Raw genomic sequence first — 26368 nt, forward strand, 5'->3', positions numbered from 1 at the left:
CCCGCTGATCCTCTGTAAGTGAACTTCGTACACGCATGCACACGCTCCCCAGTAGTCGGAACTGAATTACTCAGTCCAACTTCCGGGGAGCGGTGCACATACGTCTGACCGGTGCAAGGGTCCATTGACGCGAACGGGGTGGGCGCGAACGGGGTGGGCGCGAACCAGGGCGGCCGGGTGAACACCCTCGCCTCGAACAGCAAGAAGCCCCCGTGACATGTCACGGGGGCTTCTCTGGCGGAGGATAGGGGATTTGAACCCCTGAGGGCGTTAACCCAACCCGCGTTCCAGGCGAGCGCCATAGGCCACTAGGCGAATCCTCCGTGGGGGAGCTTACCCGGTTACCCCCACCATCTCCCAAATCGGGAGGCGCGAAGGGTGGTGATGCGTTGCCCGCCGGGAGGCGGCTACACTTCCTATCGGATCCCGCGCGGCGCGCATCCTGTGAACTCCCCCAGGGCCGGAAGGCAGCAAGGGTCAATGGGCTCTGCCGGGTGCGCGGGGTCCCCTTTATTTCAGTGACATCAACACTGTCCGGGGAACCCAGTCACCGAGAGGCCGCTCCGCATGCCAGCGCAAACCCAGTTGGGTCTGATGAACCATGAGGAGCTCGCCTCCGAGCACGAGCGGCAGAGCGCGAAGTACACGCAGCTCAAGGCCGAGAATCTGAAGCTGGATCTCACCCGCGGCAAGCCGTCACCCGAGCAGCTCGATCTCGCTGCCGATCTGCTGACGCTTCCCGGCGCGGATTTCAAGGACGGCAACGGCACCGATTGCCGCAACTACGGTGGCCTCGCCGGTCTGCCTGAACTGCGTGCCATCTTCGGCGAGTTGCTCGGCATACCGGTGAAGAACCTGGTGGCCGGTAACAATGCCAGCCTCGAGATCATGCAGGACCTGGTGGTCTGGGCGCTGCTGCACGGACTACCCGATTCGCCGCGCGCGTGGTCGGCCGAGCCCAACGTTCGCTTCCTCTGCCCGGCTCCCGGTTACGACCGACATTTCGCGATCACCGAGAGCTTCGGCATCGAGATGATCCCGGTTCCGATGGGGCCCGACGGCCCGGACGTGCACGAGATCGCCACTCTGGTGGCGTCGGATCCGCAGATCAAGGGCATGTGGGTGGTGCCGAACTACGCCAATCCCACGGGTGCCGTGTACTCGGAGGAAGTCGTTCGCGCGCTGGCCACCATGCCCGCTGCAGCGCCCGACTTCCGTCTGTTCTGGGACAACGCCTACGCGGTGCACCCGCTGACCGAGGAGTTCGCGCCGTCCTACGACGTCATCGGGATGGCAGCCGAGGCAGGTTTCCCCAATCGTGCGTTCGTGTTCGCCTCGACGTCGAAGGTCACGTTCGCCGGTGCGGGCGTCAGCTTCTTCGGCAGCTCCGAGGAGAACCTCGCCTGGTATCAGAAGCACCTCGGCAAGAAGAGCATCGGTCCGGACAAGCTCAACCAGCTTCGGCATCTGCGTTTCTTCGGCGACGCCGAGGGGGTGCGGGCCCACATGGCCAAGCATCGCGAGATCCTGAAGCCCAAGTTCGCCCTGGTGCAGCAGATCCTCGAAGATCGGCTCGGGGCGTCGAAGATCGCCTCGTGGACCGAACCCAAGGGTGGTTACTTCATCAGCCTCGACGTGCTCGAGGGCACGGCCGCTCGCTCGATCGCGCTGGCCAAGGACGCCGGAATTGCGTTGACGGCCGCCGGCTCGGCCTTCCCGTACGGAAAAGATCCGGAAGACAAGAACATTCGCCTCGCCCCGAGCTTCCCCTCGCTCGGTGAGCTGGAGAAGTCGATGGACGGCGTCGCGACCTGCGTGCTGCTGGCCGCGACCGAGAAGTTGCTCGAAGGCTGAACGCACGTGAGCGGAACCTCGTAGCAGGCTACGAGGTTCCGCTCACATGCGGCGAAGCCGCTCTCAGTGCCCGACGACAACCGCACCTTCGGGAGCGGTGGGCAACGGTCCCTTCTTCAGGAGCGTGGCCGACAGCACTGCGCCGAGCAGGAAGATTCCCGACGCCCACCAGAACGTGGTGGTGTAGCTGGCGATCTCGGCATTGGCTTGCAGCAGACCCGCATCGGTTGCCGTTGCCATGTTGGTGCTGACGTAGCTGGTGGCTGCGTTGGCGGCGACGGTGCTCAGCAGCGCCGTGCCGATCGAGCCGCCCACCTGCTGCATCGTGTTCACGGTTGCCGACGCGACGCCGGAGTCGTCCGGGTCGACGCCGGAGATGGCGCCCTGCATGGCCGGTGCCATGGTGGCTCCGAGTCCGAGGCCCATGATGACCAGGCCGGGCAGGATGTGCGTGACGTAGCTGCTGTCGATGTCGATCTGCGTCAGCAGTCCCATTCCGACGGAGGCCACGATCAGGCCGGTCGTCATCAGGATGCGGGGTCCGAAGCGGGGCAGGATCAGTGCCGTGGACAGTGTCGCCGTGAGAATCAGGGACGCGATCATCGGCATGAATGCGAACCCGGTGGTGATGGGTGTGTACTTCAGCGTGTTCTGCAGGTAGTACGTCAGGAACAGGAACACCGCGAACATGCCTGCGCCGGTGACGAATACAGCGAGAAACGATCCCGCACGAGTGCGGTCAAGCACAATCCGCAACGGCAGCAACGGGTGCTCGACGCGCATCTGGATGGTCACGAACACCGCGAGCAGGACGACACCTGCGGCGAGGAATCCGAGGGTGACCGAGTTGCCCCAGCCGTCGGACTCCGCGTGGGCGAAGCCGTAGACGATCGAGAACAGCGCGGCCGAGACGGCGATCGTGCCGGGGATGTCGAGCTTGGGTCGGACGTCGACCTTGTGCTTGGCCAGGAACAGGAAGCCGCCGACGAATGCGAGCGCGGCGAAGATCAGGTTGACGTACAGGCTCCAGCGCCAGTTGGCCCATTCGGTGAGCATGCCGCCGAGCAGCAGGCCGAGTGCGCCGCCGCCGCCGGCGATGGCACCGAAGATGCCGAATGCCTTGGCGCGTTCCTTGGTATCGGTGAAGGTGGTGGCCAGCAGTGACAGAGCCGCAGGCGCGAGAAGAGCGCCGAAGAGGCCCTGACCGGCGCGGGCAGCAACGAGCATGCCGAAGTTGACGGCTGCGCCGCCCACGGCCGACATCAGCGCGAAGCCGACGAGTCCGATGAGGAAGGTGTTGCGCCGTCCGAACAGGTCGCTGAGCCGGCCTCCGAGCAGTAGCAGGCTGCCGAACGCGAGTGCATACGCGGTGACGACCCAGGAGCGGTCGGCGTTGTCGAAGCCCAGGTCGAGCTGGGCGGCGGGGAGTGCGATGTTCACGATGGTCGCGTCGAGCACGACCATGAGCTGGGCCAGTCCGAGCGTCGCGAGAATCAGCCAACGATTCCGATGCGCGCGCTCGTCGACCGGCGAAGTGGTCGACGTGGCGTCGCCCACGTTCTCCGATGAAATGGTGGTCATAGTGTCCTCGGTTCGACTATGCGGAGGTGTACCCTCCGGTTGTAGGGCAAAGGTAGCAGCTAAGTGGAGGAATGTCCTCCGCTTATCGGGTGAAACGGACATCGAATGAGTGTGAGAGCGGACACAACGGCATCGAAGCCCCTACGGGCAGATGCCGAACGCAATCGACGTCGCATCGTGGATGCGGCCCGTGAGCTGTTCGCCTCACATGGCATCGACATCACGCTCGACGACGTCGCGGCGCACGCCAAGGTGGGCGTCGGAACCGTGTACAGACGCTTCTCGTGCAAGGAAGAACTGATCGACGGTGTATTCGAGCAACGCCTCGAAGACATGCTCGCAACCGCAAAGCGGGCGTTGGAGGCGAAGGATCCATGGGAAGGGCTGGTGCAGTTCCTGGCCCAGGTCTGTGAGGGAATGTCGGCGGACCGTGGTCTCGGCGACGTCGTTCTCGGCACGGACGAGGGCTGCCGCGGCATCGCGCAGGTTCGTTCGCGCATCGATCCGTTCTTCGAGAAGATCGTCGATCGGGCACTGGCATCAGGGCAGCTGCGGCCGGACGTCGCGGTCAACGACTTCTATCCGGTGCTCGGCATGATCGGCGCGAGCGTCGAATTCTCCACCGCCGTCGACGCCGCCAACTGGCGTCGCTACTTCACCGTGTTGCTCGACGGGCTTCGGGGTGACGGCGTTCCTCGATCGACGCTGCCCGGCCGCCCGTTCACCAGCGAGGAAGTCGACGTGGCCAAAGCCGCGATGCATCGGCGACGACGCTGACGGTGAGGAATCCAAACTAGCCCTATGCGTTGTGTGACGCATCACGTAAGGTGCGTCACGATAAGTGCTACACGGGGTAGCGCTCACTTGAAGACAAGTGATCGACGTTGGGGGTTTCCAGGGTGCGGTACAAGCGCGTGTTCGGTTCGGCCGTCGCAGTAGCGGCAGTAATCATCGGGGTGACGGCACCGGCGGTGTCAGCGGCCCCCTCTACGGGTTCGACCGTCGAATCCGATTTCTACGTACCGCCGAGCCCGCTGCCCGCAGGTTCGCCGGGTGACGTGATCCGTTCGGAGCCTTCGCATCTCGCTCTGTCGGTCCCCGGGATCGGCGGCCCGCTGCCCGGTGCAGCCACCCGAATCATGTACCGCAGCACCGACTCCAACGACGCGCCCAATGCCGTCACCGGCACCTACATCGATCCTGCCGCGGAATGGACCGGCCCGGGTCCGCGTCCGCTGGTGGTACTCGCCCCGGGAACTCAGGGTCAGGGCGATCAGTGCGCGCCGTCGAAGATGCTCAACAACGTCATCACCTACACCCCGCCGCTCGGCTTCATGGTCGAGTACGAGGTGCTCGCGGCGTATTCGCTGCTGTCCCAGGGCTATGGCGTCGTCATCACCGACTACGAGGGCCTCGGTACGCCCGGTGCGCACACGTACGTCAACCGCGCCTCGGAGGCGCACGCTGTGCTCGACGCGGCCCGCGCGGCCCAGAAACTGCAGGGCACCAAGATTTCCGGAGACGGTCCGGTGGCCGCGTACGGCTACTCGCAGGGTGGTGGCGCAGCCGCTGCCGCAGCGGAACTCGCGGATGACTACGCACCCGAGATGAACCTCGTCGGCACCTACGCAGGCGCACCGCCGGCAGATCTGAAGGCCACTCTCGAGCAGGTGGACGGCACCATCCTCACGGGCGTCATCGGCTACACCCTCAACGGTCTGCTCAATTCCGACCCCGGTCTGCGGCCGATCGTCGACGAGAACATCAACGACGCAGGCAAGGCCATGCTGAACTTGGTGGCGAATCAGTGTGTGGGAGAAACGATTCTGAACGTCGGGCTGCACCGCACCAACGAGTACACCAAGACCGGCGAGCCGCTGTCGGTGGTGCTGGACAGGTTGCCCGTCGCTCAGGAGATCCTGGCCAAGAACAAGATCGGTGAACGTACGCCGAATGCTCCGGTGCTGATCCAGTCCGGTACGTCCGACGACATCGTGCCTCACGGACAGGCAGTCGGTCTGGCCGGTGACTGGTGCGGCAAGGGTGCCACCGTGCAGCTGAGCTCCGCGCAGGTTCCCGCGATCGTCCCCGGATCCGGTGCGGGACACCTCATTCCAGATATCTTGGGTCTCGGTGAGGCGCAGAACTGGATCAAGGATCGGTTCTACGGAGTGCCTGCACCGTCGAACTGCTGATCTGCTGAAGTACGGCCCGCGCGAGTCAGCGCGGGCCGTACATGATCACCGCGACACCGATCAAGGCGATCGACGCGCCGGTGATGTCCCAGCGGTCGGGCCGAAAGCCGTCGAGCACCATGGCCCAGAGCAGCGACCCGGCCACGAACACTCCGCCGTACGCGGCGAGGATGCGGCCGAAGTTGGCGTCGGGTTGCAAGGTTGCGACAAAGCCGTAGGCGCCGAGGGCGATCACCCCGGCTCCGGCCCACAGCCATCCCCGATGCTCGCGAATTCCCTGCCACACCAGCCATGCCCCGCCGATCTCGAACAGGGCGGCTACCGCGAACAACATGACCGACTTCACAATGTTCATGCGACAAAGGCTCCCACGGCACCGACCCGGTGTAGAAGGATGCGTTTGGGGGTACAGACCTACAGGCCCCGCGTCGAGGGCTGATTCGGTAGGGGTGAGTAGTACATGAGGGACAGTTACACGGAGGCGCTCGACACTTTGGCGTCGGACCTGTCCGAAATGTCGAGAATTGCCGAGAAGGCAATGGAGGACGCCACCCGGGCATTGCTGACGGCAGACATCGTCCTCGCCGAACAGACCATCGAATACCGCGATGAGATCGATGCACTCGCGGTCGAATGGGAGCACGGAGCGTTCGGCTTCCTTGCCTTGCAGGCACCCGTTGCTCACGACCTACGCCGAGTCGTCTCCGGCATCAACATCGTCGCCGATCTGCAGCGAATGGGCGGCCTTGCAGTGCATATTGCCGAACTGGCTCGTCGCCGCCATCCCGCGCACGTACTGCCGCCCGAAGTCGAGGGCGTGTTCGAGCAGATGGGTCGAGTTGCCGTCGCGCAGGCCGAGGCCACGCAACGCGTGCTGGAAACCAGAGACGCCGAACTTGCCGCAAGCCTGCGCATTCAGGACGAGGAAATGGACGCACTGCATCGCAGCCTGTTCATGTTGACCTCCGCACCCGATTGGCCGCACGGCGTGCCTGCCGCAGTGGACATCACGTTGCTCGGCCGGTTCTACGAGCGCTATTCCGATCACACGGTCGAGGTCGCCAAGAGAGTCATATTCCTGGTGACGGGCGAACGCCTCACCGACGAGTCATGATCTGCGCGAACGGCTCGGAGATGGCAGGATCGGCACGATGAAACGTGACGTCTCCGCGTACCTCGATGTCGACGTGACCGAGGCCAGCACCCTCGAGTTCCAGATCGCGATCGCACCGCATCCAGGAACCGAAGTGTGGGAAGCTCTGTCGTTCACACTCGACGGTCAGCCGGTCGAAGCGCAGGAGATCAGCGGCGCGCACGGCACCCGCATCCACAAGCTGTACGCCGGAGTCGGGAAGCTCGAGGCGTCGTACTCGGCAACCATCTACGGCAACACCGAGCCGGCCCCGGTCTCCGATTACGATCTCTCGCTGTACCTGCGGCCCAGCCGCTACTCCGAAGCCGACAAGTTCTTCGGCTTCGCAGCAACCGAATTCGGTTCCTACCCGCCGTCGGAGAAGTTGCTCGCCGAGGTCTCGTCCTGGGTCGGGGCGCGGCTGAGCTACGTCCCGGGCAGTAGCGACCCCATCGACGGCGCTGTGGACACTCTCCTCGCCGGTGCCGGAGTGTGCCGCGATTACACCCACCTCGTGGTGGCCCTGCTTCGTGCGGTCAACGTCCCTGCTCGCCTGGTAGCGGTCTACGCGCCGGGCTGCGATCCGATGGACTTCCACGCGGTCGCCGAAGCCTTCGTCGAAGGCCAATGGCGAGTGGTGGATGCGACCTGCCTCGCGCCGCGATCGACTCTGGTCCGCATCGCCACCGGACGGGACGCAGCCGATACCGCGTTCCTGGACAACCACGGCGGATCGATCATCCTCAACAGTGCCGTCGTCGGAGCCGTCGTCGACGGGCCCTTGCCCTTCGACGACATCACTCAACTGGTGTCCATCACCTGACTGGGTCGCTCCTGCGGGCTCCGCTCCTGGCACCTGATCGGGTCGAGTCGGAGCCGCGTTAGGCTGCGGCCGGAATTGCTCTCGTCCACACCAGTTCCGGATGGAATACTGCCGCTTCCGATTTCGTGTGACACCAATTCCGAGGGCACAGGGCAGTTCTCGTCTCGGACTGTCGAACGCCTCAATGCTTCACTGGACGACTTCTGGCAACCGGTTGAGATTCCAGTAGAACTCGACAGACCTCTAGACTCGATGCGAACCGCACCTTCAGGATCGGCCGAAGCGTGTGGAGCCCTGAAGGCCGGCGACGGCACCCTCTTGATCAGAGCGATCGACGCGGACTACGAGCCATCCGAGAACCCTGGTCGTGCAGTGACATTGGCGGACGGTTCGCAATTTCGTGACGACAATCCGGGTTCGAGCACAATGACTCTCGACGGAGACCCGATCGAGGAAGTCACGTTGGTCAAACCGTCGGGGACCCGAGTGGACGTGCAGATCGCGGCTCGCGCCACCAGTATCGACCGACCACTCTCACAGGCAATCGCGTTGGGAGTGGCCGGATCGGTCGACTGACGTCCGGCGCGCGGTTCGCCTCAACCCTCGTTGCACGTTTCGACGATGACAGGATCGATCGGATCAACTGTCAGCGCTACCACCCCGGCAAGCCGTGCCTGCAGGCAGAGGCCACCGGACATCCATTGCTCCCAGTCGATTCCGTCCTCCTCGTCTAGGTAGCCGTCGGGAGCAGATCGGTCGGTGGGGTCGGCTTCGCGGCCGAGCTCGAACTGCCGCTCGATCACACCATCGACTGCATATACGAAGGTGGAGAGCGTATTCACATCCCACTGCACGGTGATGCTGGTGCCGAATGTGTCGGACAGTTTCTCCGGAACAGGGGACAGCAAGCCTGAAATTGTGAACTCTTCGAGTACCCAGACCCAATCGCCCGCTACGCCGGCATAGCGTCTGGCCATGTCACCGTCGGGGAGGGAATCGGACCAATCGTCGACATCCATGTCGGCGGGCTTCCGAGATTTCGTGGGATTCACCGACGCGAAAACCGCGAGCACAGCCTCGGGATCCGTCGAGCGCACGAGCGTGAAACACAGGCCCAGGTCGAAGCGGTCGTCCTCATCGGCCCAGTCGAACTGGCTTTGCGAAATCTCGTTCGTAGTCATGAGACGAGCCTTTCATCATCGAAGACCCGGTACCAGAGCAGTGTTCGATGGCCTTCAAACATGTTCACGGTGGGAGGTGCATGGCAGGATCGGAGCCATGTCTCGCACACTGCACCTCGTCGGCGATCCGGAGGCCGATGCACTGCTCGCCGAGGATCCGTTCGCGCTGTTGATCGGCATGCTGCTCGATCAGCAGGTGCCGATGGAATCGGCGTTCGCCGGCCCGAAGAAGCTCGTCGACCGCCTCGGTGATCTGAAAGTCGACACCGTCGCCGACGCCGATTCGGACGAATTCGCTGCATTGTGTGCGCAGACCCCGGCCGTGCATCGGTTCCCCGGCTCGATGGCCAAGCGCATCCAGGGGCTCGCAGCGTTTCTGGTCGAGAACTACGACGGCACACCGCAGGAGATCTGGACCCGCGAGAACCCCGACGGTGCCGAGGTGCTGAAGCGTCTGAAAGCGCTCCCCGGATACGGCGATCAGAAGGCACGTATCTTCCTCGCGCTGCTCGGCAAGCAGATGGGCGTCACGCCCGACGGGTGGCGCAAGGCAGCCGGAGCGTACGGCGACGACGGCGCGCGTCGATCCATCGCCGACGTAGTGGACGAGAAGTCGCTGCTCGAGGTGCGCGAATTCAAGAAGGCAGCGAAAGCGGCAGCCAAGAAGAAGTAAGTCTGTCGGTGGCCGGCGGTACCTTCGGCAGAACTTTCACCGGGGGGAAGAAATGACCGAGAGTATCGGGACGTACGAGGGGTGGCTGGCGTCGCTCGGCGAGGACGAGCTGACCGGTCTGCTCCGCCGTCGGCCGGATGTGGCAACCGACCCCCCGCCGCGCTCGTTCGGATTGCTCGCACAGTTGCTCGGCTCGCCGTGGCGGGTGGCGGCCTTGCCTCGCAAACTTGACCGGGGTGCGCTGGATCTGCTCGAATTGTTCGCCCTCATGGGCGATCTCACTCGAGCCGAGGTCGGTCACTGGGTCTGCGAGGGAACGGCGAACCACACGCCGGACATCGAGGCCGCACTGGCCGAGCTGATGTCCTACGGTCTGATCCGGCCGCACACTTCGGAAGGCTCGGACACGGTCGAATTCTGTCCCGTCGATCTGTCCGGGGTGTTCTCGCATCCGTTCGGACTGGCTCTGCGGCAGCGAAAGTTGTTCCTGCGCTGCGCCGTCGAACAGGATCGGTTGGCCGTGCTGACCCGTGTTGGCGTCGACCCTTCGCTGGACCGGGCTGCACGCGCGGACGCCGTCGCAGCCGCGATGACCCCCGAACGAATCCGCGCCCTGTACGACGACGGCCCGGTCGAGATGCGAGAGATGTTGTCTCGCTTCGTCGATGGCAATCCGGTGTCGCTGATCTTCGATGTGCCGCCGACCGCAGGTGCCGCCGCTTTCGAACGGGGGTTGCTGTATCGACTGGACGGGCATCGCGTCGAGATGCCGCTGGAGGTGAGCATCGCGCTGCGAGGGCAGGGCTGGCGCTTACCCATCGAACTCGGTCCGCCGAGTTCTGCCGCGAGCGTGCTCTCGCAGGACGACGTACGGCGCGCACGTTCCATTGCGCTGCTGCAGTTCTGTGAGCACACACAGGCGCTGCTGACGGCCGTCGATACAGACGGCCTGACGATGATGAAGACCGGTGGTGTCAGCGCTAGAGAGCTCCGTTCGCTGACGACGCGCCTGGGATTTGCCGACGAGCACGACACCGCGCTGATGCTGATGCTGGCGCGCGAGGCCGGATTGATCGCTGAACGAGGAAAGACCGGCGTCGCTTTGACCTCGGCGTACGAAACGTGGTCGACGAGCACGCGAGCAGAGCAGGCGGCCGCGTTGCTGGCTGCCTGGTGGTGTTCACCGTTCACGCCCACCCATCGGGTACCGCGAGCCTCGCAGAAGACCGTGCCGGTGCTCAAGAAGATGCTCGACGATCCTGCGGCGGCAGACCTGCGCGCGACGGCACTGACGGCTCTCCTGCGACACGCCGGTCCCGACGCTCGGACGACCGTGCTGTCCGGCCAGGACGAATTCGCCTGCTACCTCGACTGGCACATCCCTGTCGTCTCGACGAGCGCCGGGGCAGGTCATGTGCGTGCGCTCTGGACCGAGGCCACTCGACTCGGGGTGCTGGCCGGCGGTGCACCGACCGATCTGTGCAGCATCCTCGCGGAGTTTCCCGTCGGCCGAGACGGTGATCGCCGTCAGATCGCCGCGGCTCTGACCGAGCAGCTGCAGGACATGGCCGACCGGGTGCCGTTCTCGGTGCGGTTGCTGCCCGATTCGACAGCAGTGGTCACCGGACCGCCGAGCACCGAGGTGGCGTCGATACTCGGCGCGGCCGCACAGCCGGAATCGAGGGAAGTGGCGTCGGTCTGGCGGTTCACTCCGGCGACCATCCGCAGCTTCTTCGACACCGGCGGCTCCGGCGACGAGCTGATCGAGGCCTTGACCGGGATGGCCGGGGGCGACGTCCCCCAAGCGCTGGCGTACACGATCAAGGATTGTTGGCGCACCTACGGCGCGCTCGCGGTGCGCAGGATTCCCTGCGCCATCGTCTCCGAGGACGTCGTACTGCTCACCACCATCGAGGAAGACGAGGCGCTGGCGGTGCTCGAGTTCCATCGGCTCGCGCCCACGGTCCTGGTCAGTTCGGCAACACCGATAGACACGATCGCCGTCCTTCGCAGGCACGGATACTCCCCGGTGCGGCACTCCGATACCGGGCAGCTCGAACTCGACAGCGCACCTCGGGTGCGCGCGGCGACCGAGAGGACAACGCATCAGGCCGGCCACCCTGCACCGCGTCGACACGATCCACGGGAGCTGGCACGGCTGTTGCGCACCGGCGACTCGGGCCGCGTCGACGAGGCCCGAGTGCGGGCGTCACTGCAACATCACAGCCGATTGCTGCCGAGGGAGCTCGATGTGTTGACCGACGCCGCAGCACGGGGCACGCCTGTCTCGATCGACTACCAGAACTCCAAGGGTGCCATCGTGCGGCACGCGATCTCGGATGCCCTGCAAGACGGCAACTGGCTGTTCGCGCTCTCCGATTCCACCGGTACCAGGGAGAGCTTCGCAATCATGAACATCAGAGCGGTCTCCACCGGCCCACGGTGACGCGCGGTGCAACTGTGTCCGTGGTCGCCGGTACCCTTTCGGGCGTGGCCCTCTACCGGAAGTACCGTCCCGCGACGTTCGCCGAAGTCGTCGGCCAGGAGCACGTCACCGAGCCGATCAGCGTGGCGTTGGACAGCAACAGAATCAACCACGCCTACCTCTTCTCCGGCCCGCGTGGCTGCGGAAAGACCTCCTCGGCGCGCATCCTCGCCCGATCGCTGAACTGCGCGGAAGGGCCGACGTCGACGCCGTGCGGAGTGTGCAACTCCTGCGTTGCACTCGCACCCGGTGGCCCCGGCAACTTCGACGTCGTCGAGATGGACGCGGCCAGCCACGGTGGCGTCGACGATGCCCGAGATCTGCGCGACAAAGCGGTCTACGCCCCGGCCGAATCGCGCTACGTCATCTTCATCATCGACGAGGCCCACATGGTGACCCCGGCGGGCTTCAACGCGCTGCTCAAGGTCGTCGAGGAGCCGCCGGAGCATCTGGTCTTCATCTTCGCGACCACCGAGCCCGAGAAGGTGCTCCCCACCATCCGCTCGCGTACCCACCATTACCCCTTCCGGCTGCTCGCGCCGTCGACGATGCGCGTTCTGCTGGAGAAGATCTGCGGCCAGGAACAGGTCCCGGTCGAGGATGCGGTCTATCCGTTGGTCATCCGCGCAGGCGGCGGCTCGCCCCGTGACTCGCTCAGCGTCATGGATCAGTTGCTGGCCGGAGCCGGGCCCGAGGGCGTTACGTACCCACGGGCTCTGTCGCTGCTCGGCGTCACCGACGTCGCACTCATCGACGAGGCTGTCGACGCATTGGCTGCGGGCGACGGCGGCGCACTGTTCGGCACCGTCGACAAGGTGATGGACGCGGGCCACGACCCACGCCGCTTCGCCGTCGATCTCCTCGACCGGCTGCGAGATCTGATCCTGATGAAGGCCGTGCCCGACGCCGGTGAGCGCGGGCTGGTCGACGTGCCGGGCGACGTCCTCGAACGACTCCGTGACGAGGCGGATCTGCTCGGTTCGGCGACGCTGACCCGCTATGCCGAAATCGTGCACTCGGGCCTCGGTGAGATGCGCGGTGCCACTGCGCCGCGTCTGCTGCTCGAAGTGATGTGTGCTCGGATGCTGTTGCCCTCGGCCTCCGATGCGGAATCGGCTGTGCTGCAACGGCTAGAGCGTGTGGAACGTCGACTCGATGTCACACTGCCGGCAGGGGAGCAGGCAGCCGTCGCGCAAGCAGCGGCCGACCCGACGCGACCGCAGGTGCACGCAGTCGAGCAGCCGTCCGCGTTCGATTCGGCGCAGTCGAGCTCGGCACCATCGAGTGTCACCCCGCCCAGTTCAGCCCCGCCGAGCAAGTTCCAGCGACCGTCCCAACGGCCCTCGGCTGCCGAAGCGACACCCGCGCCGGCACCGACACCACCACCGACACCACCGCCGGCGGCTCCTACCCCCGCCCCTGTTGTGGCACCCGAGCCCGTGGTGGAACCGGTGCCCGCCGCTCCGACTCCGGAACCTGTCGCGACGCCCGAGCCGTCTCCGACCTCCGAGCCCGTCGCGGAGCCAGAGCCCGTTGCGGAACTAGAACCGGCAGCGGCACCTGAACCGGCAGCGGCACCTGAACCGGCAGCGGCACCTGAACCCGATTCGACACCGAAATCTGCGGATTCCGTTGCAGCGCAGCAGACCGAGAGCCCAGTTGCCTCCGTGCCGCACGAGGACTTTCCCCCGGAACCGGAGGACGACTACGGCCCCGAACCGGAACCCGTATTCGAGCCGGAACCCGAACCTGTGGCGGCTCCTGCTGCTGCATCGAACGAGCCCGACGCGGCTGCGGTGCGCGCGGTGTGGTCCGAGGTACGCACCAAGGTGCGAGACCGGAGCAGGACCGTCGAGGTCATGCTCTCCGGCGCTTCGGTGCGCACCGTCGAGAACGGCACCATCACGCTCGGCCACGATTCGGCACCGCTGGCCAAACGGCTGGAGGAACCGCGCAACGCCGACGTCATTCGCGACGCCCTGCGTGATGTGTTCGGGGTGGAGTGGTCGGTGGTGTGTCTGGTCGGGGCGGCGGCCCCACCGGAAGCGTCATCAGCAAAAAAAGATGAACCGGCAGCGAAACCCGCGTCGCTGCCGAAGTTCTCGAGGCCGAGCCAGGCAGGGGCTTCCCGTCCCACGTCGGACGGTTTCGGATCAGCGGGCGACGGATCGACCGGCGACGCCGACATACCGATGCCCGAGGCACCGGATTATCCCGACGAGCCGGAGCCGGTAGGCCCACCGCCACCGGAGACGCCGGAGGACGAGGAAGAACTGCTCAAGGCTGCGGCCGAGCCTGCGGATCCGACGGTTCGCCGCGACCCGGAAACGGTGGCGATGGAGCTGTTGGTCAGTGAATTGGGAGCGGTACCGCTCAAGGAGACCTGACAGACAGCCGATTCAGCCGACGGTGAGATCCTCGTTGTCGGCGAACACGAGTCGCCCGCTGTCCAATGCCACGGCCCAGCGCCTGGCCACTGCCCACTCTCGCGATGTGGTGTCGGCTGCCTGAACGCCGAAATCCTCGACGATCGCGCCCGATTCGTAGGCTTCCTGGCCGGCGTTCTCGTCGGTGCCGGGGGTGCGAATGTGTACCTTGACGCGCGAACCCACGGTCAATTCGTTGTCGGTTTCCATGGTCGGTCTTCTTCCACGCTCGGTAAATCTGATCTTTCGGAGTGTCCCACGCACAGGTCGTTCAAACCTGAACCGGAGCGTCGGGTCATCTACAACGCTCGTTTCGGTCCTTACGCCGGGTCTTCTCGCGGCCCTACTGTGGCATGAGCTGAGGTCTGCCATGGCCTCGCACCGATGCGGTCGGCCGTGACGGCGACCGCGAGAAGATCGAGTATCTGGAAGGAACTGCGCGCTGTGACTACAGAGGCATTCATTTACGAGGCCATCAGGACTCCCCGAGGTAAGGGAAAGAACGGCTCCCTGCATTCGGTGAAGCCCATTTCCCTGGTGACCGGCCTGATCGACGAGCTTCGTCGACGTTTCCCGGACATGGACGAGAACCGGATCTCCGACCTCATTCTCGGAGTGGTCTCACCCGTCGGAGATCAGGGTGCCGACATCGCTCGTACGGCTGTGCTCGCTGCGAAGATGCCCGACACCGTCGGCGGCTTTCAGCTCAACCGCTTCTGCGCGTCCGGCCTCGAAGCGGTCAACCTGGCCGCGCAGAAGGTGCGTTCGGGCTGGGACGAACTGGTCATCGCCGGCGGCGTCGAGTCGATGTCGCGCGTGCCGATGGGCAGTGACGGTGGCGCGTGGGCCATGGACCCCGTCACCAACTACGACACCTACTTCGCCCCGCAGGGCATCGGTGCCGACCTCATCGCCACCATCGAGGGCTTCACCCGCGAGGACGTCGACGCGTACGCAGTCCAGTCCCAGGAACGTGCCGCCGCAGCATGGTCGGGTGGTTACTTCGCCAAATCCGTCGTTCCGGTCACCGACCAGAACGGCCTGCTGATCCTCGATCAGGACGAGCACATGCGTCCGGGCAGCACCGTGGAATCGCTCGGCAAGCTGAACCCGGCCTTCACCGGTATCGCGGCCATGGGCGGGTTCGACGACGTCGCGCTGCAGAAGTACCACTGGATCGAGAAGATCGAGCACGTCCACACCGGCGGCAACAGCTCCGGCATCGTCGACGGCGCGGCTCTCGTCCTCGTCGGTAGCGAGCAGGCCGGTAAGGACCTGAACCTGGTTCCGCGGGCCCGCATCGTTGCGACCGCGACCAGTGGTGCCGATACGACCATCATGCTGACCGGGCCGACTCCGGCGTCGAAGAAGGTTCTCGCAACCGCGGGCCTGACCGTCGACGACATCGATCTCTTCGAGCTCAACGAGGCGTTCGCCTCCGTGGTGCTGCGTTTCCAGAAGGATCTGAAGATCCCGAACGAGAAGCTGAACGTCAACGGCGGTGCCATCGCCATGGGTCACCCGCTCGGTGCAACCGGAGCCATGATCACCGGCACCGTGCTCGACGAGCTCGAGCGTCGCGGCGGCCGATACGCGTTGATCACCCTGTGCATCGGCGGCGGCATGGGCGTCGCCACCATCATCGAGCGAGTCTGAGGTATTACGATGTCTGACAACATGATTCAGTGGGACCAGGACGCCGACGGCATTGTCGTCCTGACGATGGACGACCCCAACCAGGGCGCCAACACGATGAACCAGCTGTACAAGGACTCGATGGGTGCCACCGTCGATCGCCTCGAGGCCGAGGTGGACTCCATCACCGGCGTCGTGATCACCTCCGCCAAGAAGACGTTCTTCGCCGGCGGCGATCTGCACACGCTCATCGCAGCCAAGCCGGAGGACGCCCAGCAGGTGTTCGACGAGGTCCAGGAAGTCAAGGGGCAGCTGCGTCGCATCGAAAAGCTCGGCAAGCCGGTCGTGTCCGCCATCAACGGCGCTGCACTCGGCGGCGGACTCGAGATCGCCCTCGCGACCCATCACCGCATCGCGGCCGATGTTCCCGGTGTCCAGATCGGTCTGCCCGAGGTCTCGCTGGGGCTGCTGCCCGGTGGCGGTGGCGTTGCCCGCATCACGCGACTTCTCGGTATCCAGACGGGCTTCATGACCGTCCTCGCCCAGGGCACCCGGTTCCGCCCGGCGAAGGCTCTCGAGATCGGTCTGATTCACGAATTGGTCGGCAGCGTCGACGAATTGGTGCCCACCGCGAAGGCCTGGATCAAGGCCAACCCGGAGGGTGGCGTCGCACCGTGGGACGTCAAGGGCTACAAGATCCCCGGCGGTACGCCGTCGAACCCGAAGCTCGCGCAGATCCTGCCTGCATTCCCGTCCAACCTGCGCAAGCAGATCAAGGGTGCACCGATGCCGGCTCCGCGCGCGATTCTCGCCGCCGCCGTCGAAGGTGCGCAGGTCGATTTCGACAACGCGTGCACCATCGAGTCGCGTTACTTCACCGAGTTGGTCACCGGTCTGGTGTCCAAGAACATGATTCAGGCGTTCTTCTTCGATCTGCAGGCGATCAACGCCGGCAAGTCCCGTCCCGACGGCATCGAGAAGACCACCTTCACCAAGGTTGCGGTTCTCGGCGCGGGCATGATGGGCGCGGGCATCGCGTACGTGTGTGCCAAGGCCGGAATCGACGTGGTGCTCAAGGACGTTGCCATCGAGTCGGCGCAGAAGGGCAAGGCGTACTCGGAGGCCATCGAAGCCAAGGCCCTCTCGCGTGGCAAGACCACCCAGGAGAAGTCCGACGCTCTGCTCGCGCGTATCCACCCGACGGCCGATGCCAAGGACGTCGAAGGCGCTGACCTCGTCATCGAGGCCGTCTTCGAGTCGGAAGAGTTGAAGCAGAAGGTGTTCCAGGAAATCGAGGACCTCGTCGATCCGACGGCGCTGCTCGGTTCCAACACCTCGACGCTGCCCATCACCAGCTTGGCTCAGGGCATCAAGCGTCAGGAAGACTTCATCGGAATTCACTTCTTCTCACCCGTCGACAAGATGCCGCTGGTGGAGATCATCCGCGGCGAGAAGACGTCGGATGCGGCCTTGGCCAAGGCATTCGACCTGGTGCAGATCATCAAGAAGACCCCGATCGTCGTCAACGACAGTCGCGGCTTCTTCACCTCTCGCGTGATCGGCACGTTCATCAACGAGGCCATCGCGATGCTGGGCGAGGGCGTCGAGCCGTCGACCATCGAGCAGGCTGGTCTGCAGGCCGGTTACCCGGCTGCGCCACTGCAGCTTTCGGACGAGCTCACGCTCAACCTGATGCAGAAGATCCGCAAGGAGACCTACGACGCCATCAAGGCTGCCGGTGGAACTCCGCCCGAGGACCCGGCCGGCGAGGTCATCGACAAGATGGTCGACGAGTTCGAGCGTCCGTCGAAGGCCAAGGGTGCGGGCTTCTACGAGTACGAGGACGGCAAGCGCGCCGGCCTGTGGCCCGGACTGCGTGATGCGTTCAAGTCGGGTTCGGCGGACATTCCGTTCGAGGACCTCAAGGAGCGCATGCTGTTCATCGAGGCCATCGAGACGCAGAAGTGCTTCGACGAGGGTGTGCTGAACACCACCGCTGACGCCAACATCGGCTCGATCTTCGGCATCGGCTTCCCGGCCTGGACAGGCGGCGTGCACCAGTACGTCGTCGGCTACCCGGGTGGTCAGGCCGGATTCGTCACTCGTGCAGACGAATTGGCCAAGAAGTACGGCGATCGCTTCCAGGTTCCCGCGTCGCTGCGCTGACCCATGTGAGCGGAAACTCGTAGCCCACTACGAGGTTCCGCTCACCTGCGCGTAGCGCTCACCCGCGGTGCGCGATCAACCTCTCGGCGCCGTCTGTGAATTGTTGCTTCATCAATTCGCAGGCGGCGTCGATGTCGTTTCGAACCAGTGCCTCGATGAGCTCCTCGTGGTTGCGCACTGCTGCTCGTCCCCACTCGCGGTCGGTCGCGTACAGGCGGGTGGGGGTGTAGCGGGTGGCGTTGTTGAGGAACCACGCCAGCTTGGACGAGTCGGCCAAACGGTTCAGCACACGATGGAACTCGAATTCGATGTTCTCGACGTCCTCGGCCCGGCCGTTCTCGACGGCAGTCGACAGCGCTGCGGTGAGTTCAGCGAGCTGATCCAGCTCGGTCTCGGTGATTCTGGGTGCGGCGCGCCGCACCAATTCGACGGCGATCCGTCCCTGCAACCAGAAGATGTCGACGATGTCGTTCGGCGTCAGCGGCGAGACCTTGTATCCGCGATGCGGGACGAGTTCGACGATGCCCTCACCCCGCAAGGTCAGCAGGGCCTCGCGTACCGGGGTGACGCTGACCCCGAGCTCGGCGGCGGTCTCGTCCAGTCGGATGAAGTCGCCCGGGCTCACTTCACCGGACATCACGCGGTGCCGGACGTGGCTGGCGACTTCCTCGGACAACTGCGGCCGTCGCCTCAGAGCCGTCCGCTTCTCTGCCATGTCGAAAAGCCAATCACACCGCGGGCTTGGTGCGTAGTACTACCCGCGCGACCGGTTCGACGACGCGGGCGGCGATCGGTCCCAGAATGGCCATCAGCAGCACGTATGCCGTCGCCAGGGCCGCCAGTTCGCCTTCGACCGCGCCTGCGGCGACGGCCAATCCGGCGATGACGATGGAGAACTCTCCGCGCGCCACCAAAGCCGCACCGGCGCGTAGTCGGCCCGGTCTCCCAATTCCCTGACGCCCCGCCGCCCACCAGCCGGTCGCGACCTTGGTGGCTGTCGTCGTGACCGCGAGCACGACGGCCCAGCCGAGCACCGGTGGGATGGTTGCGGGGTCGGTACCGAGCCCGAAGACCACAAAGAACATCGCCGCGAACAGGTCGCGGAGCGGTTCGAGAATGCGGGTGGCGTTGTCGGCCGTCGATCCGGAAATCGCGATTCCCAGCAGGAACGCACCGACAGCCGCGGAGACCTGCAGTTCCGACGCGACGCCTGCTACCAGCAATGCCGATCCGAGGACTTTGAGCAGGACCACCTCGCGGTCGGGGCTGTCGACGATGGCGGAGACGAACCTGCCGTAGCGCAGCGCGACCACGAGCACGAAGGTGATGACCAACAGTGAGATTCCGAGGGCTTCCAGCCCGCCGAGGAAACTCACTCCGCTCAGTACCGCGGTGAGGATCGGCAGGTATATGGCCATCGCCAGGTCCTCGAACACCAGGATCGACAGCACGACCGGCGTTTCGCGGTTTCCGAGTCGGCCCAGATCGGTGAGCACTTTCGCGATGATGCCCGACGACGAGATGTAGGTGACGCCGCCCAGCACGAGCGCTCCGACCCCGCCCCAGCCGAGGAGCAGCGCGGCCACTGCACCCGGCGCGAAGTTCAGTGCGATGTCCACCAGTCCAGCCATCCAGGATCGGCGGAGTCCGGTGACGAGTTCGGCGGCGGTGTATTCGAGTCCGAGCAGAAGCAGCAACAGGATGACGCCGATTTCGCTGGCGATCTCACTGAACTCGCCGATGCCGCCGAGGTCGATGATGCCGCCGTTGCCGAATGCGAGACCGCCGAGCAGATAGAACGGGATGGGGGAGACACCGATACGTCCCGCGAGACGGGCGAGAAGTCCGAGAACGAAGAACACTGCGCCCAGCTCGGTGAGGGCAAGGGCGCTCTCGGCCACTGCTCAGCCCCGACTGATCTCAGGCATTGCCGAGTAACTTGGCTGCTGCGTCCAGTCCGTCCGCGGTACCGACGGCGACCAGCAGGTCACCGGCGGCCAGTGTGAAGTCGGGGGTGGGGGAGGGCTGTACCTGGCCGGCGCGCATGACAGCAACGACCGACACCCCGGTTTTGGTGCGCATCGCGGTGTCACCGAGTGTGCGGCTGACGAACCGTGAATTCGCGCGAATGGGAAGTTGGCGAGTGTTGATTCCGGGGAGGTCACGATGCTCTTCCCCGAGCTGAGCGATGAGTTGCGGCGACCCGAGCAGATTGCCCAGGGCCGCCGCTTCCTCATTGCTCAGCGTGATCGATGCCTGCGTCGCATCGGGGTCGTCCTTGCGCGAGACGATCAACTCGTTCGCGCCGTCCTTGCGGGTGATGACGCCTATGCGACGCCCGGAAGCGAGGGCGAAATCCTTCCGCACCCCGATTCCCGGCAGCAGGGTCACTTCGACGTTCATGGTCGAAATGCTAGCCCTGCGGGTAACGCGTTATCGCAAGTTGCGAATCAGGATGCGACGGCAGCCAGCAGTGCTTCGCGCTGGTTGGCACCGAGGCCACCGATACGGCGGGTATCGGCGATGGACAGCTGCTCGAGCAGCTGTGCGGCGCGCACGGATCCAACACCCGGCAGGGCCTTGATCAGGGCGGACACCTTGGTCTTCTTGACGATCTCGTCGTTCTCCGCCTTGGCGAGAACGTCAGCGACGCTGAGTTCGCCGGACTTGACGGATGCGAGCAGCTTCGACCGCGCAGTGCGTGCCTCGGCCGCCTTGGCCAGCGCCGCGGTGCGCTGTTCCGGTGTCAGTACTGGTAAAGCCATGGCCTGTTCTCCTCGATTGTGGTGACCCGTCGCTCGTTGACAGGTCTCGACCCTCTTGCATCGTGCCTGGTGGCTCTTCCAATCTAACCGAACAACACGGGTGTCATTCACGGTCGAACCACCGAACCTTCCCAGCCAGGCTACGTCCTATCCGATTCGTGGTGTGCCCCGACCAGCACATCGGCCCGTCGGGACCCCGCAACGGCGGGTGTTCGACGCCTCGTATGGGGGTCGTCAGACTGTTGCCGGAGCGTAAGACTTCCTGAGGGCGACCTTGAGAACCTTGCCGCTCGCGTTGCGTGGGAGCGCGTCGACGACGACCAGTTCCTTGGGGTGTTTGAACCGCGCCAGATGGTCGCCGAGCCACACGATCAATTCGTCGAGCACGAGATCGGGCGCACCCTCGGAATCGTGCAGAGCGACCACCGCAACGGGTACCTCGCCCCAACGCTCGTCGGGCCGGCCGATCACCGCGGCTTCGCGGATCCTGGGGTGAGCGAACAGGACGTTCTCGACCTCGGCGCAGTAGATGTTCTCGCCGCCGGAGATGATCATGTCTTTCTTGCGGTCGACGACGAACACGAAGCCCTCCTCGTCCTGACGCACGAGGTCGCCGGAATGAAACCATCCGCCGTGAAAGGCATCGGCCGTCGCGTCCGGGTTCTCCCAGTATTCACGCATCGTTGTCGGTCCCCGATAGACGATTTCGCCGATCTCGCCTGGAGCCACGTCGTTCATCTCGTCGTCGACGATGCGCGCCGACACGGTCGGGATCACGTGGCCGACCGAGCCGATCTTGCGCAGGGCGTCGACTCCGTCGAGCACGCAGGTGATGGGCGACATCTCGGTCTGTCCGAACACCGCCACGTTCAGCGCATCGGGAAAGGTCTCCGACATCGCTCGCAGGACTGTGTCGGACGCCGGTGCGGCGCCCCAGGAAACAACCCGCAGCGCAAGCGTTCTGGGACTACGCGCCTGCTCGGCGCACATGGCCTGCCATTGCACCGGGACGAGGAACAGGTTGGTGACCCCTTCGGCCGCAAGGACGTCCAGCAGCGTTCCCGGATCGAAAGCGCCCACCGGGTGGACGACGGTCGGAATGCCGAGCAGCAGACTGGGGGCGAGGCTGCCCAGTGCGGCGATATGGAACATCGGCGACGCGCAGAAGCCGACCTCGTCGGTGGCGTTCATCTGCAGTGCCCGAATGCAGGTGAGCGCCTGTGCCTGCATGTTGGCGTGGGTCAGCACCGCACCCTTCGGCCTGCCGGTGGTACCCGAGGTGTACATGATCAGTGCCGGAGCGTCGTCGGGGACGTCGACGATGTGCGCAGGCTCGCTGCCCGAGAGCATGGTCTCGTACGACTCCCCGACGGTGACGGCGGCGTTCAGTGAATCACTCTGTGCGACCACTGATTCGGCCAGAGGTGCAAGGGTCTCGTCGGTGATCACTACGGTGGACCCGCTGTTCTGCGCGAGGAACGCCACCTCCGGTGCAGTCATACGGAAATTCACCGGCACGGCCAGTGCGCCGAGTGCGTTGATCGCCAGCACCGCCTCGAGATACTCCGGTCGATTGAGCATGAGAATGAGCACGCGATCACCGAATCCGACGCCGAGACCGGCGAGTGCGCCGGCGAACCGCGACACTCTGTCGTCGAGTTCGCGCCAGCTGATCGATCGCCCTTGGAACCGAAGCGCCACGGCCGCAGGCTGCATCAGGGCGTGTCGTCGAACCTGATTGTTCCAATTGTTCCGGCGTGCGAGATGGGGTTGCTCGATGTACTCGGCAACGCCGGACCGTTCGCTCATGGACTGCTCCTCTGGGCCTGTCGATAACGGTGAAATGTGATGCAGCTTACAGTGTTCGTCGGTCGCGCATCGGTAGCGAGCAGTACCCGAACGGGCGGTCGGATTGTTACTCTGGCTGCATGCTGCGTACAGGAAAACTGCTGGCCGCACTGGCCGCGTCGATGCTCCTTCTCGTCGGCGCGGGTACCGCTGCCGCTGCTCCGATCAATGTTCCGTGGTCGCCGGACGATGCGCTCGACTCCGAAGTGAGCTTCGAGTCCGGCGGCATCACCTTGTACGGAAGCCTTCGTATGCCCGCCGGCGAAACCCGCGGTGTCGCTTTGGTGCTGCCGGGCAGTGGGCCGACCGATCGCAACGGAAACTCCGGTGATCTGCACCTGAACACGACCGCGTACGTTGCCGACGAGCTGTCCAGGCGCGGCATTGCGAGCCTGCGATTCGACAAGCTCGGTAGCGGTCGTACCGGACTGGCCGGTGCGGATCCGAACAACCCTCCCGGCTTCGACGCGCAGGTCGACAATGCTGCGGACGCACTGGCATTCCTGCAACAGCGGACCGGTGTCGGGGCGGATCGCACGACGGTGATCGGGCACAGCGAGGGCGCGCTCACGGCACTGCGTCTGGCCGATGCCGACAGTGCGGCGTTCGCCCATGTCGGCCTGCTCGAGCCATTGTCGATCCGATACCTCGACCTGCTGACCGCGCAGGTCGATCGCAATATCGGCGAAGCCGTGGCAACGGGCCAGTTCACCGAGGAGCAGGCGGCTACGTCCCGGGATCGCTTCGCCCAGGCCGTCGCCGATATCCGCGCGGGACGGGCGTTGTCCGCCGAGCCCGACCCGATCGTCGACGGTCTGGGACTGCGGCAGAGCGCCACCTTCCTGCGCGAAGCCGATGCCACGGACCCCGCGAATCTGGCTGCCGCACTGCCGGATACGTACTCCTCGTTCCTGACCTGCTCGGACAAGGACCTCAACGTCTCTTGCGGGCAGGTCGAGAACGTGCGAGTGGCCCTGGGGCACACCGACCTCGACTTCGCGCACTTCGCCAACAGCTCGCACATGTTGGGCGAGCTCGGGCCGCTGCCCGCGGATCCGAACATCGCTCTCGCGCCGCTGCCGCTCTCGTCGGAGTTTCGCGATGCGTTCGGCAGGTGGGTGGACGGACTCTGACTCGTCGAGTTCGCAGTTACACCGAGACTTCCGGTGTTTTTGCACCACAACTGCGAATTCGCGGTGAGGCGAGGGTGCCCAGATCGCTCGGCTGATAGCCGACGGGATAGCCGGGGTAGGTCTTGTTCGACGCGTCGGCGGTGGCTCGCGATTGCGTTCGCTTGGGTAGGAACCGCTCCACGCGGGCTCGGGCACGCAGGGCCTGCACGGCGGCCCGCTCGACCGTCGGTGAGCCTGCGGGAAAGCCGAAGGCACCGGCCATCCGGTCGTCCAACAGTGCGAACACTGCCTGCTTCACTGCGGGGGTCAGCGCAACGGGGTACCAGGAGCAGTACAGATCGAGGGTGTACGTGCCGATGCGTCGATTGTCTTCGGTGAACCTGAACGTGCGCTCCTCGTAGTCGAGCTTGAACTGCGCGAATTCGGTGTACGACTCAGGAATGTTCTTGATGCCCATGCGCTTTCCCACTTCGCAGTAGAAGTGGAACGTTGCCAGTCGTTCCTTCGGATGCAGGCGACGCCATCCGTAGGTGTCGATCCACTCGATCGGCTCGTAGATGAACGTCGTCAACACGTAGAGCATGTCGTCGTTCGAGATGTCGAACTGACCGTGCATTCGGTTGACCATCCGAAGCGATTCACGTCCTCGCTCGGAGTCGTAGCCGTGCTCGAGCAATTCGGCCATCAGCAGCGAGGTGTCGTCGTAGCGCTTCTGCGGGCGGTTCTCGAATTCGCCCGTGCGGGCGAGCAGCGCCGAGATGGTCGGCACGCAGTACGTGCGGAACAACGCGAACTCGAGCGCGCGCTGGTAATCCCATGGGAACTCGTAGCCGGCGGTGATGCGGTGGATCGTATGGCAATCCCGCACCGGGTCGAGTTCCTCGATGCGCCGCAGCCAGCCGAAGCGCCCCTTCTTCGGCGTGATGTCCATGCTCAGCCCCGTCCGTGCCGAAGCTTCAGTGCCAGAACCGAGAGCTTCATGTTTCGTGCCTTGCGCTTCATCGTCAGCAGGTTCACCGGAGCTGCAAAGCTCTGCACCGTCATCGACTTGACGGTGCTGAACTCACGAAGGCCGTCGGCCCCGTGGATTCGGCCGAATCCCGAGTCGCCTGTACCGCCGAACGGCAGCGCCGGAACGCCGGCGAATCCGAGGACCGAATTGACTGTCACCACACCGCAATCGAGCTTCTCGGCGGCGCGTCGACCCACTGCTCCGTCCTTGGTGAACACCGATGCGCCGAGTCCGTACTTGGAGGCGTTGGCTCGCTCGATGCCCTCGTCCAGATCGCGCACCTTGTTGACCACGACCGTGGGGCCGAACGTCTCTTCGGTGATCGCAGTCGAGTCCTCGGGCACGTCGGTGAGAACAACCGGGTCGACGTACGGCCCGTGCAGTGAATCGAGACCGCCGACAACAGCTTTGCCGCCCTTGGCCAAGGCGTCCTCGATCTGGCCGCGCACGATGTCGCTCTGCTTGCCCAGCGTCATGGGGCCGTAGGACGAGGTCTTGGTTCCTCCGGGCTTCAGTGCCCGTACGGCGGTGGTGAATTCGGTGACGAACCGGTCGTACACCGGAGCCGCGACGTAGATACGTTCGACACCGGCACAGGTCTGGCCGGCATTGCCCATCGCCCCGAACGTCGCGAATTCCACTGCGGCAGCGATGTCCGCGTCCGCGTCGACGAGCATCGCGTCCTTGCCACCGCACTCGGCGACCAGTGGCGTCAACGACTTCGCGCACGTGGCCATGACCTTCTTGGCCGTGGCCGTGGAGCCGGTGAACGCGATCTTGTCCACGCCGGATTCGACCAGGGCGGTACCGGTGGAACCGTCGCCGGTGATCGTCTGGAACACCGGGTGAGGAGCGGCGAGCGACTGCCACTTCTCGGCCAACCAGACGCCGACGCCAGGGGTGAGCTCGCTGGGCTTGAACACGACGGTGTTGCCGGCGGCCAGGGCGTAGGCGATCGAGCCCATCGGGGTGTACAGCGGATAGTTCCACGGCCCGATGACTCCGACGACGCCGAACGGGCGGTATCCGACGTAGGCCTTCTGATTGACGGCGAGCAGACCCGATCCGACCTTGCGCTGCCGAAGAACCTTCTCGGCATTGCGGGCCGACCAATCGAGATGTTCGACGCCCAACATCACCTCGAGCAGGGAGTCCTCGTCCGGCTTGCCGGTTTCGGCGGCGATGACGGCGGCGAGGCTCGCGGCGTCACGCGCGATGGCAGATTTGAATTCGAGCAACCACCGCTTGCGCCCGACGAAGCCTTGTATGTCCCACCATCTGGCGGCCGACCGGGCGCGTTCGACGGCAGCGTCGACGTCGGAGGTGCCCGCGATCGGATACGTAGCGAGCGCGACACCTGTTCTGGGGTCGAGGCTTTCGAAGCTGCTCTCGGTAGTTCGTTCGATCTGGTCCGTCATGGGCTCTATCCTCCAGCGGATCGCATCACATATATTTGATG

Annotated in this window: 23 protein-coding genes, 1 tRNA gene and 1 other RNA gene; 13 read left to right on the plus strand and 12 right to left on the minus strand. The window is 64.9% G+C overall.

The genetic code is table 11. The features are described from left to right. Nucleotides 1-235: 235 nt before the first annotated feature. A tRNA-Ser gene (locus CH286_RS11290) sits at nt 236-323 on the minus strand. 95 nt (nt 324-418) lie between these two features. Between CH286_RS11290 and ffs the strand changes: the two genes are divergently transcribed. Both ffs and CH286_RS11300 read left to right on the plus strand, forming a co-directional pair. Next, an RNA gene (ffs, locus tag CH286_RS11295) (signal recognition particle sRNA small type) lies at nt 419-513 on the plus strand. A gap of 54 nt (nt 514-567) precedes the next feature. Continuing rightward, nucleotides 568-1854: an aminotransferase class I/II-fold pyridoxal phosphate-dependent enzyme gene (locus CH286_RS11300; protein ID WP_037150063.1), complete on the plus strand. Its 1287-nt coding sequence runs from the start codon at nt 568-570 to the stop codon at nt 1852-1854. A 63-nt stretch (nt 1855-1917) separates the two neighbouring features. On the opposite strand, the gene CH286_RS11305 is transcribed toward CH286_RS11300, so the two are convergent. Next, nucleotides 1918-3435, minus strand: a complete 1518-nt coding sequence (locus tag CH286_RS11305) for an MFS transporter (protein WP_037150060.1) — start codon at nt 3433-3435, stop codon at nt 1918-1920. A gap of 105 nt (nt 3436-3540) precedes the next feature. On the opposite strand from CH286_RS11305, the gene CH286_RS11310 reads away from it, so the two are divergent. Together CH286_RS11310 and CH286_RS11315 are read left to right on the plus strand one after the other, a co-directional pair. Continuing rightward, a complete protein-coding gene (locus CH286_RS11310) occupies nt 3541-4212 on the plus strand; it encodes a TetR/AcrR family transcriptional regulator (RefSeq protein ID WP_037150057.1) in 672 nt (223 codons plus the stop codon). A gap of 122 nt (nt 4213-4334) precedes the next feature. After that, nucleotides 4335-5630 (plus strand): lipase family protein, encoded by a 1296-nt coding sequence (locus tag CH286_RS11315; RefSeq protein WP_037150055.1) that lies wholly within the window; start codon nt 4335-4337, stop codon nt 5628-5630. A 25-nt stretch (nt 5631-5655) separates the two neighbouring features. Here the strand turns inward: CH286_RS11315 and CH286_RS11320 are convergent, their stop codons facing one another. Next, nucleotides 5656-5985, minus strand: a complete 330-nt coding sequence (locus CH286_RS11320) for a YnfA family protein (RefSeq protein ID WP_037150053.1) — start codon at nt 5983-5985, stop codon at nt 5656-5658. A 105-nt stretch (nt 5986-6090) separates the two neighbouring features. On the opposite strand from CH286_RS11320, the gene phoU reads away from it, so the two are divergent. From phoU to CH286_RS11335, 3 genes are all read left to right on the plus strand, one after another. After that, a complete protein-coding gene (gene phoU, locus CH286_RS11325) occupies nt 6091-6744 on the plus strand; it encodes a phosphate signaling complex protein PhoU (RefSeq protein WP_032404535.1) in 654 nt (217 codons plus the stop codon). A gap of 37 nt (nt 6745-6781) precedes the next feature. Beyond that, nucleotides 6782-7585, plus strand: coding sequence for a transglutaminase-like domain-containing protein (locus CH286_RS11330; protein ID WP_052058346.1), 804 nt, complete (start codon nt 6782-6784; stop codon nt 7583-7585). 252 nt (nt 7586-7837) lie between these two features. Beyond that, complete coding sequence (locus tag CH286_RS11335; protein ID WP_037150050.1) at nt 7838-8161, plus strand: hypothetical protein; 324 nt, start codon at nt 7838-7840, stop codon at nt 8159-8161. Between the two features lie 20 nt (nt 8162-8181). Here the strand turns inward: CH286_RS11335 and CH286_RS11340 are convergent, their stop codons facing one another. Beyond that, complete coding sequence (locus CH286_RS11340) at nt 8182-8766, minus strand: DUF6461 domain-containing protein (RefSeq protein WP_037150047.1); 585 nt, start codon at nt 8764-8766, stop codon at nt 8182-8184. Between the two features lie 97 nt (nt 8767-8863). Between CH286_RS11340 and CH286_RS11345 the strand changes: the two genes are divergently transcribed. Genes CH286_RS11345 through CH286_RS11355 form a run of 3 tightly spaced genes read left to right on the plus strand, consistent with a single transcriptional unit; the run spans nt 8864 to nt 14311 of the window. Continuing rightward, nucleotides 8864-9439, plus strand: coding sequence for an HhH-GPD-type base excision DNA repair protein (locus tag CH286_RS11345; protein WP_037150100.1), 576 nt, complete (start codon nt 8864-8866; stop codon nt 9437-9439). 52 nt (nt 9440-9491) lie between these two features. Next, entirely contained in the window at nt 9492-11885 is a 2394-nt protein-coding gene (locus tag CH286_RS11350; RefSeq protein WP_037150044.1) for a helicase-associated domain-containing protein, read from the plus strand. A gap of 44 nt (nt 11886-11929) precedes the next feature. Next, on the plus strand, nt 11930-14311 hold the full coding sequence (locus tag CH286_RS11355) for a DNA polymerase III subunit gamma and tau (RefSeq protein ID WP_037150098.1): 2382 nt from the start codon (nt 11930-11932) through the stop codon (nt 14309-14311). A gap of 12 nt (nt 14312-14323) precedes the next feature. Here CH286_RS11355 and CH286_RS11360 read toward each other — a convergent pair whose 3' ends face one another. Beyond that, nucleotides 14324-14560, minus strand: coding sequence for a hypothetical protein (locus tag CH286_RS11360; protein ID WP_032379974.1), 237 nt, complete (start codon nt 14558-14560; stop codon nt 14324-14326). A gap of 234 nt (nt 14561-14794) precedes the next feature. On the opposite strand from CH286_RS11360, the gene CH286_RS11365 reads away from it, so the two are divergent. Together CH286_RS11365 and CH286_RS11370 are read left to right on the plus strand one after the other, a co-directional pair. Then, a complete protein-coding gene (locus CH286_RS11365; RefSeq protein WP_032379975.1) occupies nt 14795-16006 on the plus strand; it encodes an acetyl-CoA C-acetyltransferase in 1212 nt (403 codons plus the stop codon). Between the two features lie 9 nt (nt 16007-16015). Further along, a complete protein-coding gene (locus CH286_RS11370; RefSeq protein WP_032404540.1) occupies nt 16016-18151 on the plus strand; it encodes a 3-hydroxyacyl-CoA dehydrogenase NAD-binding domain-containing protein in 2136 nt (711 codons plus the stop codon). 58 nt (nt 18152-18209) lie between these two features. Here the strand turns inward: CH286_RS11370 and CH286_RS11375 are convergent, their stop codons facing one another. The 5 genes from CH286_RS11375 to fadD5 all read right to left on the minus strand — a co-directional run bounded on the left by CH286_RS11375 (nt 18210) and on the right by fadD5 (nt 22725). After that, nucleotides 18210-18866, minus strand: a complete 657-nt coding sequence (locus CH286_RS11375) for a GntR family transcriptional regulator (protein WP_052058345.1) — start codon at nt 18864-18866, stop codon at nt 18210-18212. A gap of 13 nt (nt 18867-18879) precedes the next feature. Then, on the minus strand, nt 18880-20052 hold the full coding sequence (locus CH286_RS11380; RefSeq protein ID WP_032404541.1) for a cation:proton antiporter: 1173 nt from the start codon (nt 20050-20052) through the stop codon (nt 18880-18882). Between the two features lie 19 nt (nt 20053-20071). Continuing rightward, the gene (locus CH286_RS11385; RefSeq protein ID WP_027494547.1) at nt 20072-20554 is read right to left on the minus strand and encodes a cation:proton antiporter regulatory subunit; all 483 of its coding nucleotides are present in this window, start codon (nt 20552-20554) and stop codon (nt 20072-20074) included. Between the two features lie 47 nt (nt 20555-20601). Then, nucleotides 20602-20916 carry an integration host factor, actinobacterial type gene (gene mihF / locus CH286_RS11390; RefSeq protein ID WP_008712632.1) on the minus strand — a complete coding sequence of 105 codons (315 nt, stop codon included), beginning with the start codon at nt 20914-20916 and terminating at the stop codon, nt 20602-20604. A 234-nt stretch (nt 20917-21150) separates the two neighbouring features. Then, a complete protein-coding gene (fadD5, locus tag CH286_RS11395) occupies nt 21151-22725 on the minus strand; it encodes a fatty-acid--CoA ligase FadD5 (protein ID WP_052058344.1) in 1575 nt (524 codons plus the stop codon). Between the two features lie 119 nt (nt 22726-22844). Here fadD5 and CH286_RS11400 point away from each other — a divergent pair, with 119 nt between their 5' ends. Further along, nucleotides 22845-23897, plus strand: coding sequence for an alpha/beta hydrolase (locus tag CH286_RS11400; protein ID WP_052058343.1), 1053 nt, complete (start codon nt 22845-22847; stop codon nt 23895-23897). Nucleotides 23898-23913: 16 nt separating this feature from the next. Here CH286_RS11400 and CH286_RS11405 read toward each other — a convergent pair whose 3' ends face one another. Both CH286_RS11405 and CH286_RS11410 read right to left on the minus strand, forming a co-directional pair. Next, entirely contained in the window at nt 23914-24828 is a 915-nt protein-coding gene (locus CH286_RS11405; RefSeq protein WP_052058342.1) for an oxygenase MpaB family protein, read from the minus strand. Between the two features lie 2 nt (nt 24829-24830). Beyond that, entirely contained in the window at nt 24831-26327 is a 1497-nt protein-coding gene (locus CH286_RS11410; protein ID WP_037150041.1) for an aldehyde dehydrogenase family protein, read from the minus strand. Nucleotides 26328-26368: the final 41 nt, after the last annotated feature.

This window comes from Rhodococcus sp. WWJCD1 (genome assembly GCF_002258735.1).
GTDB lineage: Bacteria > Actinomycetota > Actinomycetes > Mycobacteriales > Mycobacteriaceae > Rhodococcoides.